Here is a 13,511-nt window from a genome sequence, read left to right as displayed (position 1 = left end):
ACCGGGCCCACAGAGAGCTCCCTGTCACCCATTTGCTAGCGAATCGAGTAGCCAGTCCCTTCGTGTGCACTGCTCCAGCGCGAAGGCGTCAGCCAGGGCGAGCACGTCGTCGTCGCCAAGGCCGCGGAAGAGCTCGGCGTACTCCTGGACCAGGGGCTGCCCCAGCAGGACGTGTCGCAGGAGGACGTCCAACCACTGACGGGTGCCGAAGGGCTCGGGGGAGAAACCGGGAAACTCGCTGTTCACCAGGCGTTCGAGCGGCTTGGCCAGCTCGCGGATCTCGCCCTGCGGGGAGCCCCAGGCCTCCGCGCCCAGACGGTGCTTCTTCGCCATGAACTCGCCGAAGTGCCGCTGGTAAGCGCTGTCCGGCCCGATGTGGACGAGTCCTTGCAGACCGACGTCCTTGTAAGTCCAGATGGACCAGCTCACCTCGTGGCGCCGGTAGATCTCCAACTGGTCGGCGAGCAACTGTGCGCACTGCTCGTCCCGCGCCGGGTCCCCGGTGTAGACGGGCCCGAACTCGCCGACCCAGATAGGGGTGTTGGTCTTGCGCATGTACGCGGTACGGCGCAGGAAGGCCTCCTCGACCTGTTCCTTGCCGATCCAGACGCCGTCCGTTTCGCCTGGGTAGCCGCCGCTGCGGGCGAAGCCGGCGCGTGCGTAGTCGTGGCAGGTGTAGACGGCGTTCTGGATGGGCTCGCCGAATATGTCGAAGTCGGTGGAGTAGTGGTTGCCGTCGAGGAAGAGGATGTGATGCGGGTCGACCGCGCGGATCGCGCTCGCGAGGCGGTCGTAGAAGGCGGGCAGCACCTGCCCGGAGTCGTCGGCGGGTTCGTTGATCGGGTTGTAGCCTGCCACCCACGGATTGTCCTTGTAGCGGTCCGCGATGACCTCCCACAGCCGCACCACCCGGTCCTGGAAGTGCGGGTGGTCCCAGAAGAACGCCAGGTGTGTGGGGTTGTCCGAATGCCACTGGTGGTTCTGGTAACCGGGCAGGGAGTGCAGGTCGATGATCGTGTAGATGCCGTGGCGTGCGCACGTATCGACCACGCGGTCGAGCAGTGCGAAGCCCTTCTCACGGATCTCGAAGGGGCGGGAATCGTCCTCGAAGTGGCGGTAGTTCACCGGCAGGCGCAGGCAGTTGACTCCCTTGGCGGCGAGCAGCGCGGCGTCGGCCTCGTCGAAGAAGACTGTCAGCAGCCGGTCGAAGAAAAGTTCGTAGCGGCGCTCGCCGAGCACCTCCCGTACCGCTGAGCGCATCGCGGCCTCATTGCCCGGGTAGCCGGTGATGAAGTTCTCCATGTTCATCCAGCCGCCGAGGCCGGCGCCCCGGAGCCGGACCGGGGTGCCGTCGTACGTCTCCAGCCGGGTGCCGGAGACCCTCAGCAGCGGGTTCGGGGAAGTGCGGCGGGGATGGGCGGAGGATGAGGAAAGTGTCGTGGCCAAGGCGGGCGGACCCTTCGTGGTGCGGTGATGGACGGTTGGTTACGTGGTGCTGTGTCCTCAGGCCGGGGCGGAGTCCTCGTCGGCGCCGACGAAAACCCGTACGTCCCACGCGCCCAGGCACAAGGGCGTGCCCGCCGGTGCGGCGGTGTCGTCGAGTACGTCGGTGAGCGCGACCGGCGCCGTTACGGTCGCGGGATCCCAGCTCCAGTTGTGAATGACGTGGACACGGCGCCCGTCCGGCGAGGTCGCGGTGGCGGCCGTGACCGACACCGGCAGATCCCGCCAGCCGCTGCGCGGCGCAGGTGCAAGCCAGCGGGCCAACGCCTGGGCGAGACCCTCGCCGGGCACCGTGCCGACGCAGGTGACTCGGCCCGCGCCGTGGCGGCGAGTGGTGATGGCCGGCCAGCGGCCGAAGTGCGGATGGTCGTAAGTGGCGAGCACCTCGGCGTCCTGTGCGGTGAGCCCGTCGACCCATCGGGTGGCCGTCGCCTGTTCCGGCAGGTGCAGGGGGCTGCCCGGTGCGGCTCGCAGCGGGAGGTCGCCCGTCAGGTTGCTGAACTCCTCGTAGCTCGCTCCGGCGGCCTCGACGAGCCGCCCCGGGGCGGGTTCCCGGCGTGCTCGGGCCTCGTGGTCGGCGTAGCCGGTACGCGGCCCGAGCACCAGGTGGCCGCCCGCCTGCGCATAGGCCGCGAGCCAGTCCAGTGTGGTGTCGGCCGCCAGGTACAGGGCCGGGACGACGAGGACGGGGTGGCGGCGTGCCGCCTCCTCGGGGCTCGGGCCGGGGCGCGCGCCGCTCGGATCGTGCAACTGACGGGCGTGCACGATCCGGACCTGGCGGCCCGCCTCGAAGGCGCCACGGTAGAAGGGGTCGAAGATCCCGTGGTAGGCATTCGCATCGGGGCCACCCTCACGATCGGCCAGTGGCGGGTACTTCTGCATCAGCCACTTGCTCGGCGTGGAGTAGACCAGGGAGAGGTCGGCGTCCGGTTCGAGACCGGCGACCAAGGGACCGGCGGCTTCGAACTCGGCTCCCAGACGGGCCAGTTCATCGTAGGCACGGCCGGGCCTGCCGCTGTGCGGGAGGATGCCACCCACATAGGTCTCGGCCCCGAAGTGCAGGGTGTGCCAGTGCCAGTACTCGATCATCCGCGCCCCACGCGCGACCAGTGACCACGCCGCCTGCCGCCACTGGCCGTCGTAAGCGGGGAAGTTCTCCTCGGGGCCGCCGATACTGCCGGCGTTGGTCTCCGTGACGAGGAACGGCGCCTGGCGGGAGGAGTACATCCGGTCCCCGATCTGGGAGACGGCCCAGGCGCCGGTCGCCCTACCGGGCACCCGGCCGCGCTCGCCGGGCAGCAGCAGGGCGTCCTGCATGCCGTAGTAGGGGTTGCCGGCCGCGATGTCCAGCGACTCGTTCAGCTCGTGGTCCTCCACCCCCGGGCGGGGATACGAGACACAGGTGGTGACGAACTGTTCGGGGCGGGAGAACTCGCGGACGATGCCGGCCTGCCAGGCGACGAACTCAGTGGTCTGTCTGGCCTGGAACTCGCGCCAGGCGACGTCGTACTGCGGTTGGGTGTTGCCGTCCGGGGTCCACAAGTCGGCCCAGGTGGACAGGCGGTGCGACCAGTAGACCAGGCCCCACTCGCGGTTGAGGGTCTCCACGTCGCCGTACTTGTGGCGAAGGTGGTCGGTGAAGCGCTGGAAGACGCCGTGGTTGTAGAACAGTTCCAGGCCGGGCTCGTTGTCCACCTGAAAGCCGATCACCGCCGGATGTAGGGCGTAGCGGGCGAGGATACGGCGGATCACCCGCTCGGCGTGGAAGCGGAAGGCGGGGTGGGTGTAGTCGACCTCCTGGCGAGCGCCCCATGAGATGCGCTCGCCGGTGCGCCGTTCGCCCGCGATCTCCGGGTACTGGCGGGCCAGCCATGGTGGAACGGCGTACGTCGGCGTGCCCAGGACGACGGAGATACCCCGTTCGTGGGCGCCGTCGAGAACCGGCTGGAGCCAGTCAAGATCGAAGACGTCGTTCTCCGGTTCCCAGGTCGACCACACCGACTCACCGACCCGTATGACGGTGAAGTGCGCCTCGTCCATCAGGTCGAGGTCGTTCTTGAGCTGCTCTTCGGCCCCTTCGGTGCCGTAGGGGGGCCGGTACTCGTGGTAGTACGCGGCGCCGAACAGGACCCGCTGAGGCAGCTGGGACATGGGTTTCCTTCTGATCGGGTGGTGTGCTTGTGGTGCGCGACGAGCGGGGTGCGGGCAGCCGACGACACCGCGCCTCGCGAGGTGGGTGAGTTCCCCGTGTCAGTCGCGCGGGGGCCGGGTGGATTCTCGTACGACCAACTGCGTGGCCAGTTCGACGTGGTGAGAGTCGATCTTCTCGCCGGCGGCCAGCTGAAGTGCGGTGCGCAGGGCGACGGCCCCCATCTCGCGGACCGGGCCGTGGATCGTGGTCAGCGGTGGGGAGGTCATCCGGGCCAGCGGCGTGTTGTCGAAGCCGACGACGCTCAGGTCCTCCGGTACGCGAAGGCCGCACCGCCGAGCAGCTTCGATGACCCCGGCGGCCAGTTCGTCGGAGGAGGCGAACACCGCGGTGGGCGTCGCGCTCACGTCAAGGAGTCGCCCCCCGTGCTCGATGCCCTCGGCGGCATGGAACGTCCCCGCATGGCGGATGAGTTCGCCCGGAACCGATGCGCCGGCCGCCTCCATGGCGCTGCGGAAGCCGTGCAGCCGGGCCTGGTTGGACCAGGCGTGCTCGGTGCCGCCGAGGTAGGCGATCCTGCGGTGGCCGAGAGAGAGCAGATGCGTGGCGGCGGCGTGGCCGCCGGCGAAGTTGGTCGCGCCGACGCTGACGATCGAGCCGTCGGGCAGTGCCTCCGGGTCCAGCAGCACCACCGGCAGCTTGACGCGGTCCAGTGCTTCCAGGATCGGGCGCGACAGGGTGTTCGCCGTGACCGTGACGACCGCGCGCCGGCCGGCGGCGACCAGGCCGCGGGCCCAGGCGGCGGGGTCGGCCGCCGGATCGTGGTCACCGCGTCTGCTGACCACCACGGCGACGCCCTCGCGCGCCCCGGCGTCCGCCACGCTCTGGATGATCTCGGTGTGGTAGATGCTGAGCTGCTCGAAGCCGAAGAAGAGCTCCACGGTCGGGTACGCACGCAGGTCGTCGCGGTTGCCGCCGTAGTTGTAGCGGCGCAAGAGCTCCAGGACCTTGTCGCGGGTCTGCTGGGCCACGTCGGGGCGACCGTTGATGACCTTGGAGACGGTAGCCACCGACACGCCGGCGGACTCGGCGACCTTCGCAAGGGTCACGCGTTGGGGATCGGATGCCATAGCTCTCCCAAGCAGGGCGGGCGGGTCAGCGGCCCGCGCTGTGCAGCACAGTAGCACCGAAATTATTTTCGGAACTCTGGCAGGTCGATCACCTTGGATGTGCAGCCGAATCAACCGTGCAAGAAGGGTTGACGACAGCGTTTCGCCCACTTAGCGTTCAGCGCCAGCGTGACTAGCAGAAACTAATTTCGAGCGCTGAGAGCCCATGTTTCGGTCTTCTTGCGACCGGCGGCTCCTCGCGCCACGTCCTCGCTACAGACCCAAAGGGGCAGACCCCGAGATGACGCGATTCCACACGGCGGGTTCGACAGGTTCGGCCGCCACCACAGGCCTTTCCCGACGCGGCTTCCTCCTGGGAGCGGTCGGGACCACGGTCGCCGCCACCACGCTGGCGGCCTGCGGCTCCGGCGGCTCGGGCACCTCGGGCGGTGGCTCGGAGATCGTGTTCATGAACCAGTCCCGCGGCCAGGCCGCGACGCTGAAGAAGCTGGCCGAGCAGTACACGAAGCAGACCGGTGTGAAGATCAGGATCGACGACGTCGGCCCCACCGACTTCCTGACCAAGCTCCAGTCGAGCTCCCAGTCCCGCGACATGCCGGACATGTACTCGGCGGTGGACGGCCACTCCATGGCGCCCTACTACAAGGCCGGCTGGGCCATGGACCTGAGCGACGAGATGAAGGGCGGCTGGGGCGACAGCTTCCGGCCCGCCACGCTCAAGACGACGACGTTCGGGGCGGACAACCCGCAGGGCGTGAAGCCGGGGATCTACAGCGCCCACTGGGAGACCCCGGCCCTGGGGATCTTCGTCAACGCGGCGATGTACAAGGCGGTCGGCCTCGACCCGGACAAGGCGCCCGCCGCCATGAGCGAGTTCATAGATCAGCTGCGGAAGATCAAGAAGTCCGGGAAGGGCCCCTTCTGGTTCGCGACGAGCCTGTCCAACCAGGTGGTCCAGTCGTACGCGTCCAACTACATGTCCGACGACGAGCTGAACGCCACCTTCTTGGGCAAGAACAGCTGGAAGAGCGAGGGCTGGCGCAAGACTCTGCAGCTCGTGGTCGACCTGCGGGACGCCGGAGTGATCGCCACCGGCTCGCTGCCGAGCGGCGCCACCGACAACCCCACCGTGGAGAAGGCCTTCTTCAACACCCAGGGCGTCGCGGCCATCTTCGACGGCACCTCGGCCGTCGGAGTGGCCCGTGCGACCGCTCCGGACTTCACCGACTTCCGCTCCTTCCCGCTCCCCAAGGCCGATGACGGCACCCAGACCCCGCGCCTGGTCGGCGGCGCCGCCAAGGGTGCCGCGGTCAACCCCCGCAGCAAGAACGCGGCCAAGGCACTGAAGTTCCTCCAGTGGCTGACCGCCGCGCAGCAGCAGCAGACCTGGGCCGAGGGAGTCCCGCTGATCCCCTCCGCGCGTGCCGTGTCCGACAAGAACATCCCCGCGCAGCTCGCCGGCATCGCCGCGAAGATCTCCGACATGCAGCTCGTCCAGAACCAGATTCTGGAGCAGGTCAACACCGCGCTGCAGAAGGGCACTCAGGCCCTCGTGCTCAGGGAACGCTCGGTCGACCAGGTCCTCGGCGACCTCGACGCGGCGCAGAAGAGCGCGTAGTGAGGCGCCGCAACCGGACGCTGGCGGCCTGGCTCTTCCTGGCGCCCGCGCTGGCGATGATCGCCTTGTTCACGGTGGTTCCGTTCGTGCAGGGCATCCTGCTGAGCTTCCAGTCCTGGGACGGGGTGAGCCTGGACACGCCGTACGTCGGGCTCGACAACTACCGCTATGTGCTGCACGACAGCGGGTTCTGGGGCTCGATGAAGAACGCCGTCTTCTACGGCGCGATCGGCCTGGTCGTGGCCAACGCGGTGTCGATGGTCATGGCGCTGGCCGTGCACCGCGCCCGCCGCGGGTCCGCGTTCTTCCGCACCGTCTTCTACCTGCCCGGCGTGTTCTCCACGGTGGTGGTGGGTGTGATGTTCTCGTGGTTCCTCGACCCGAACATCGGGATCGTCAACCAGACGCTGAAGGCCGTCGGCCTCGACGGTCTTCAGCACAACTGGCTGGGTGACCCCAAGACCGCCGTCATCGCGGTCGCCGCCGTGTTCGTCTGGTACCACTGGGGATTCGGCTTCATCCTCTTCCTGGCCGGCCGGCAGGACGTGCCCAAGGAGCTGTACGAGGCCTCGTCACTGGACGGGGCCCGGGGCTGGGCCCAGTTCCGCTACGTCACCTGGCCCGGTATGTCGCATGTCACCGGCATCGTCAGCGTGCTGACCCTGCTGGCCGGCCTGCAGATCTTCGGCACGGTCCAGGTGCTGACCAATGGCGGCCCCGCCGGGCATACCGAGGTGCCCACTCTGCACATCTACCAACAGGCCTTCCAGTACTACGAGTACGGCCGTGCGGCCGCGATGTCCGTCATCTTCGGACTGTGCCTGGTAGCCCTCGCCTGCGTCCAGCTGTGGGTCTCCCGCAAGCTCGGCGGAAGCACCGACTCCAGGACGGAGAAGGGACGTTGACCGTGAACACGCTTCTCGACCCGGCACGGGGATCCGATACGCCGTCGGTGTCGAAAACCGCACCGAGCCCACGACGCCGCGGCAGCCGCCTGCCCCGTGTGGCCCTGTACGCCCTGCTGGTCGCGGGCGCGCTCGAGGCTCTGGTTCCGGTGCTGTGGGTGCTGAGCGGATCCCTGCAGAGCGCGAAGCAGTTGTACAAGGGGACGAACCCGATTCCGCAGCCGTTCGAATGGGGCAATTTCGCCACCGCCTGGAACGAGGGCGGATTCAGCCAGTACCTGCCCAACAGCCTCCTGTACACCTCGGCCGCCGTCCTCGGGATCCTGATCATCGCGAGCCTCGCCGGATACGCCCTGGCTCGCATCGAGTTCCCCGGCCGAGGCGCAGTCGTGGGGGCCATCCTCGTCATCATGATCATTCCGCTGCCGGCCTCGTTCATCGCCCAGTACAAGCTGCTGATCACGCTCGGACTCGCCAACACCCGCATCGGCTACATCCTCGTGCTCATCGCCGGCGGACTGCCGATCTCCATCCTGATCATGCGAGGGTTCTTCGCCAGCCAGCCCAAGGAGCTGGAGGAGGCCGCCGCGATCGACGGCGCCTCCCTGTTCGGCACCTTCTGGCGGATCATCCTCCCCCTCGCCAAGCCGGGCCTGATCGCGGTCGCCGTCATCCAGGCCATGGGGGTCTGGAACGAGTACCTCATGGGCCTGGTGCTGTTCAACGACAGCTCACTGATGCCCGTACAGCGCGGGCTCACCAACTTCGTCTCCGCGGACTCCCCGCAACAGCAGATCCTGCTCGCCGCCTCGCTCATCGCGGTGCTGCCGATCGTCGTCTTCTACGCGATCGCGCAACGCCACATCATCAGCGGTCTCTCGGCGGGAGCACTCAAGTGACCAGGCAACGACCGGTGAGGAAGCTGCAATGATCATGAGAGCCCGGAGTGTGCGTCCCACCCTCGCGAGAGGCGCCGCTGCCGCTGTACTGGCGCTCGCCGCGGCCCTGTCCAGCGCTCAGGTCCCGGCCGCCGCCCAGACGGCCGCGGACTCGGCCCAGGTGAATCAACCGCGCGTCGACATCAAGGAATTACCAGTCCCGCCGACCGTTCCGCAGGACGGGGTGTGCACCCATCCGACCGGCTGCGTCTCGGCCGACTGGGGTGGCATCGGAACACCCGGCTCGGCGCGGGACCCGAAGTACGTGTTCCTCGGCCTCACTTATGCCGGTGCGCCAGAATCGGGCCCGGCCAGCATCTATCGCGGCGAGCAGATCGCGGTGGTCCGCACCGACGGCTCTACCTTTCCCAACGGTGAGGCGTGGAAGTGCATCACCTGCGGGGCGTCGTACGGCTCGGAGATCGCGACTGACCAGTTCGACTACCCGCCCGCCAACGAACTCCCCGACCGCCGACGCGTCCTGGTGGGCAACGGCATCCTGGAATGCGGCGTCGACGGAACCAAGTACGCGGTCACCGACCCGCGCTGTACCCCGGCCAGAACCCGTATCACCCCCATCTACTGGAACGACAGGCCCCTGTTCGAGACCCGCCCCAACGGCATGAACAACGGCCGTGAGTGGCGGCTGAGCCCCGACGGTGTGCACATGACCTGGAACGTCGTCGACTTCCAGGCTCTCACCGCCATCCCGTACGTCGGGCGGCTCGAGTACGACCAGCAGAACCAGCGCTACCACCTCACCAAGGTCTCGGCGTTGGTAAACCCGGATCCCGCCTTCCAGCCCCTGGTCGTCGAGCCCAATAACCAACTGCGCCTCAACCAGGCCGGCATGGTGGGCGAACCGCGCGGCTGGACCGCCGACGGCCGGGCGACCCTCGGCATCCAGAGCCTGAACGCCGACAGCATGGACGCCTGGGCCACCGACCTGGCCACTGGCGCCTCCAAGCCGCTGACCCGGCAGGCGCACTACACCGATCCCATGGCGATGTCCCCCAACGGTAGGTGGTTGCTCGCCGAGGAGGTCAACGGCTCCGGGCGCCTCGACTTCCTCTCCGGTATGCCTGGCATCCCGCCGCTCACCGCTCAGGCGGGCACCGCCCCTTATGTGGCGGGCATCCGAAACGAAGGCAATCGCCGCTACTTCTCGCCCTGGCTCGTCAATCCCGCGACCGGCCGGGGCTTCCAGATCAACGCAGGCTCCGACCCCGACTGGAACGCTGCCGCCGACCCGGCATGGCTCGCCGACAGCACCGCCGTCGTCTACACCGAGAACCTCGCCTGCGGAGCCAACCCGGCACCGCACCGCTGCGCGGACTCCATCGAACCCGGCGGCCGCAACAGCCGTTTGATGATCGCCCGCTTCCCGGACTTCAAGCCCAGCGTTCCCGTGGCCCTCGCTCCGGTCTCCGACACGACATGGGGCGTGCCCTACGACCCGAACGCGCCGGCGCAGCAGACGATCAAGCCGGTGCCGACCGGCACATACACGCTGCGCGGCAAGAACCAGGGCTCGGCGACCGTGAGGGTCACCAACAACGAGGCGGACACCCAGACCCTCACCATCGCCGTCCAGTACAGCGACTACAGTGACGACGGCGCAAACGTCATCAACGGCACGGAGCAGGTGGAGCGCGGCTCCAACGCGGCCCTCGGCTGCTCGCCCGGCACCCCCCTGGCCCTCGCCTGCCTCACCTGGACCGAGGACCTGACCCTGTCCGGCCGGCATACGGGCACCAAGCGCACCGGCCCCGAGGGCTTCACCGTCGGCCCGTCGGTCATGCTCCGGAACGACTTCCAGGCGGTCGGCACGCTCTCCACGACCATCGATGGAACCACCTACACACAGCCGGCCAACGGCCACTGATCTGAGTTCTCTCGGGCCTGTGAACACTCCCGTCGCCCGCGTAGAGCGCGGGCGGCGGGGCCAGTGCACCGGTCTCGGACCCGTACAGCGAAGGACACCCACCGGATGGCCGCTCACACCCCCGCCGCTACCGCCACCACCCGCGTTCCCGACGTTCCCTACGACCTCGCGATCGACTTCGGCGGCGACCGGTTTCCGGTGTCCGGGAGCCGCCCCCGGCTCTCCTGGAAGCCGCCGCTCAGCGCCGTGGCCGCGGACGACACATACGAGCTTCAGGTGCGGATCGGCGAACAGCCGGTGCGCAGCGTCCTGACCGTCGGCCACCTCCTCGTCGACTGGCCGGTGCGCGAACTGGGCAGCGGTGAACGGGTGCGCTGGCGCGTCCGCAACCGCGCCTGCGCCGACGACTCCGCCTGGAGCGACTGGCACACCTTCGAGGCCGGTCTCCTCGACGCCGACTGGACCGCGTCCTGGATTACCCCGGAGGAGGACCCGCAGAGCGCGCAGCTCCCGCCCGGCACGCGTCCGGCTCGCTCCCTGCGCACCACGTTCCGCACTCCGGGAGCCGTCCGCGCCCGCCTGTACGCCACGGCACTCGGGGTCTACGAGGTCTTCGTGAACGGCGAGCGAGCGGGCGGTGCGGAACTCACGCCGGGATCGACCTCCTACGACCTGACCTTGTACGCGCAAGCCGCCGACGTCACCTCGTCCGTCCGTCCTGGCACCAACACCATCGAGATCGTGCTGTCCGACGGCTGGTATCGCGGCCAGGTCGGCGCTTTCCGCAAACCGGCCGGCTGGGGTGAACTTCTCGCCGCCCGCATGGAGTTGCACCTGGAGCTCGCCGACGGCACGCACCAGGTCGTACGTACGGACCAGCACTGGACCTCCTCGGCCTGTTCTGTCGTCCGCGCCGACCTGATGGACGGCCAGATCACCGACTTCCGGACCCCGGCCGCTCCGGACAGCGAACAGCGACCCGTCCTTGTCGACGCGGTGACCGCACCGCCTGTCGACTGGTCCCCCGCTCCGCCCGTACGCAGCATCGAAGACCTTCCCTGCGTCTCACTGACCCGGCTGCGAAGCGGCGCCTGGATCGCCGACTTCGGCCAGAACGCCTCCGGTTGGGTCACGCTCACCGACCTCGGCCCGGCCGGCACCCGTACGGTGATCGACTACGGCGAGCATCTCGACCCGGCCACCGGCGACCTGACCACCACGCACCTCGACTGCCAGCGCCCCGGCGACCCGGTGACCGTCTTCAGACAGCACGACGAGGTCGTGTCCTCCGGTGCCGCGGGCGAGGTCTTCGAACCCCGCCACACGGTGCACGGATTCCGCTACGCCCGTCTGCAGCGCGGCGAGGCCCCGCTGGACGCGACGAGCCTCGCCATGCGAGTGGTCCACACCGACCTGCGACCGACGGGCGCCTTCGCCTGCAGCAACGAGGATCTCAACCGCCTTTACGCCGTGGCCCGTTGGAGCTTCAGAGGCAACGCCGTCGACGTGCCCACCGACTGTCCGACCCGGGAACGTATCGGCTGGACCGGCGACTATCAGGTCTTCGCGCCCACCGCCGCACGCCTCTACGACATCCACGGCTTCAGCCGCAAGTGGCTGCGCTCGGTTCGCGACGACCAACTCGACGACGGGCGGATCGCCAACTTCTCTCCGGACGGACGGCGCATCAAGCTCGGCACCGACCAGCGTCTTGACATGATGACCGGCTCGGCCGGCTGGGGCGACGCCGTCGTCCTGGTGCCGTGGCTGCTGTACAGGACCTACGGCGACCGGCAGGTGCTCGCCGAGAACTGGGACGCGATGGTCCGCTGGGTGGAATGGGCCCTCACCACCGCCCGCTCGGCCCGACACCCGTCCCGGATCACCCGGTCCGCCGAACCCCTGCCACACGAGGAGTTCCTCTGGGACGGCTCCTTCCACTGGGGGGAGTGGTGCGAGCCCAAGCCCCGAACGGAGGACGGCTCGGTCACCGAGACGGTGCCGGGAGCGCCGGAAGACTGGATGAAGGCCGACAAGGGCGAGGTGGGCACCGCCTTCCTGTACCGCTCCACCGCCAAGCTCGCCGAGATCGCTGCCGTTCTGAGGCACGGCGAGGAGGCCACCCGCTACCGTCGGCTCGCCGGACGGATCAAGGACGCCTGGCGCACGGAGTTCCTCGACGACACCGGCCACACGTCCGTCGACTCCCAGGCCAGCTACGTCCGCGCGCTCGCGTACGGCCTGGCACCCGATGACCTGCGTGACGCGGCGTCCGCACGCCTGACGGAGCTGATCCTCAAGGCCGGCACCCACCTGGGCACCGGCTTCCTCTCCACCGCCGACCTGCTCCCGGTCCTCGCCGACACCGGCCACGCCGACCTCGCTTACGAGGTGCTGCTCCAACGCACTTCGCCGTCGTGGCTCGGCATGCTCGACCGAGGAGCGACCACGATCTGGGAGGAGTGGGACGGCGTCGACGAGAACGGGGACGCGCACGAATCACTCAACCACTACAGCAAGGGCGCGGTGATCAACTTCCTGCACACCCACACCCTGGGATTGCGCGAGGCCGACGATTCAGTGGCCTGGGATCGCTTCGTCGTCGCTCCGGTCGTCCACTCCTCGGTGTCCTGGGCGCGGGGCACCTTCGAGAGCCCACGCGGCACAATCACCGTCGAGTGGCGCATGGAGGACGACGACCTGCATCTCACTGTCGACGTCCCACCCGCTTGCACCGCAGCGGTCGTCCTACCAGGGAGTGACGACGTGACGGTGGGGCCAGGACTGTGCACTGTCCGCCGACGTATCGACGTCAGGTAACACGGCCCGACGGAGTTGTCGTTGACGGCACCGGGAGTGAATGGTCACGAGGGAGGAGTCGGCAGGCCCCCCGTACTGCGCGTCAAGCCGCCATATCCGTCTGCACCTTCACGGCGACAGCACCCAGGTCGGCTGGGAAGCGGCGGCCTCGTCACGGCCGACCTGGGCCCCGTCTGAAGTTCACGTTCGTACTCCTCGTCGAGGTGGCGAGTGAAGCAGCGGACGCGTGGGCGCCTGCTCAGCCGCCGGATCAGGCAGCATGCCGCAGTCTCCCCAGGCAGCAAAAGGACAGTTCAGCGTGAGGACACAAACCGGGGTGCCCCTGCCGCTCCACACCACCGCGGATCAGAACGACCGCACGGACGGCGATCTTCTTCAACACCACGGCGGCGAACTCCTCACGGCCAACGGCATGAGCCAGCAAGGCTCATGCAAAGCCCCCTTCCCAGCCCGCACCCTGCGCACCTCGCGGCTTCCGCGCCCCCCGTCCACACCGATGAGTGGCTGCTGCGCCAGAACGCAAAGCCCGGGTATTCATTAGGCACAATTCATACGACAGTTAC

8 protein-coding genes are annotated in these 13,511 nt (G+C 68.5%); 5 read left to right on the top strand and 3 right to left on the bottom strand.

Annotated elements, in window-relative coordinates; all coding sequences use genetic code 11:
* Nucleotides 1–24: 24 nt before the first annotated feature.
* The 3 genes from ABZ928_RS22310 to ABZ928_RS22300 all read right to left on the bottom strand — a co-directional run bounded on the left by ABZ928_RS22310 (nt 25) and on the right by ABZ928_RS22300 (nt 4,782).
* Complete coding sequence (locus ABZ928_RS22310; RefSeq protein ID WP_361521560.1) at nt 25–1,446, bottom strand: cellulase family glycosylhydrolase; 1,422 nt, start codon at nt 1,444–1,446, stop codon at nt 25–27.
* A gap of 57 nt (nt 1,447–1,503) precedes the next feature.
* On the bottom strand, nt 1,504–3,654 hold the full coding sequence (locus ABZ928_RS22305; protein WP_361521557.1) for a beta-galactosidase: 2,151 nt from the start codon (nt 3,652–3,654) through the stop codon (nt 1,504–1,506).
* 99 nt (nt 3,655–3,753) lie between these two features.
* Entirely contained in the window at nt 3,754–4,782 is a 1,029-nt protein-coding gene (locus tag ABZ928_RS22300) for a substrate-binding domain-containing protein (RefSeq protein WP_361521555.1), read from the bottom strand.
* 280 nt (nt 4,783–5,062) lie between these two features.
* On the opposite strand from ABZ928_RS22300, the gene ABZ928_RS22295 reads away from it, so the two are divergent.
* From ABZ928_RS22295 to ABZ928_RS22275, 5 genes are all read left to right on the top strand, one after another.
* Nucleotides 5,063–6,400 carry an extracellular solute-binding protein gene (locus ABZ928_RS22295; RefSeq protein ID WP_361521552.1) on the top strand — a complete coding sequence of 446 codons (1,338 nt, stop codon included), beginning with the start codon at nt 5,063–5,065 and terminating at the stop codon, nt 6,398–6,400.
* Nucleotides 6,400–7,305 (top strand): sugar ABC transporter permease, encoded by a 906-nt coding sequence (locus ABZ928_RS22290; protein ID WP_361521549.1) that lies wholly within the window; start codon nt 6,400–6,402, stop codon nt 7,303–7,305. Before ABZ928_RS22295 ends, ABZ928_RS22290 begins: the two co-directional genes overlap by 1 nt.
* A gap of 2 nt (nt 7,306–7,307) precedes the next feature.
* Complete coding sequence (locus tag ABZ928_RS22285; protein ID WP_361521546.1) at nt 7,308–8,204, top strand: carbohydrate ABC transporter permease; 897 nt, start codon at nt 7,308–7,310, stop codon at nt 8,202–8,204.
* Nucleotides 8,205–8,238: 34 nt separating this feature from the next.
* A complete protein-coding gene (locus tag ABZ928_RS22280; RefSeq protein WP_361521544.1) occupies nt 8,239–10,128 on the top strand; it encodes a hypothetical protein in 1,890 nt (629 codons plus the stop codon).
* Nucleotides 10,129–10,233: 105 nt separating this feature from the next.
* Nucleotides 10,234–12,948 (top strand): family 78 glycoside hydrolase catalytic domain, encoded by a 2,715-nt coding sequence (locus ABZ928_RS22275; RefSeq protein WP_361521542.1) that lies wholly within the window; start codon nt 10,234–10,236, stop codon nt 12,946–12,948.
* The last annotated feature ends 563 nt before the right edge of the window (nt 12,949–13,511 follow it).

Origin of the sequence: Streptomyces sp. NPDC046909, from assembly GCF_040644695.1 — a bacterium.
Lineage (GTDB): Bacteria > Actinomycetota > Actinomycetes > Streptomycetales > Streptomycetaceae > Streptomyces.
Note: the sequence above shows the minus strand (reverse complement) of the source record. Positions and strands in the feature narration are given on the sequence as shown.

Coding starts and splice junctions, on each gene's coding strand:
- ABZ928_RS22305 (WP_361521557.1), bottom strand. CDS start 3,654: ATGTCCCAGCTGCCTCAGCGGGTCCTGTTCGGCGCCGCGTACTACCAC.
- ABZ928_RS22300 (WP_361521555.1), bottom strand. CDS start 4,782: ATGGCATCCGATCCCCAACGCGTGACCCTTGCGAAGGTCGCCGAGTCC.
- ABZ928_RS22295 (WP_361521552.1), top strand. CDS start 5,063: ATGACGCGATTCCACACGGCGGGTTCGACAGGTTCGGCCGCCACCACA.
- ABZ928_RS22280 (WP_361521544.1), top strand. CDS start 8,239: ATGAGAGCCCGGAGTGTGCGTCCCACCCTCGCGAGAGGCGCCGCTGCC.
- ABZ928_RS22275 (WP_361521542.1), top strand. CDS start 10,234: ATGGCCGCTCACACCCCCGCCGCTACCGCCACCACCCGCGTTCCCGAC.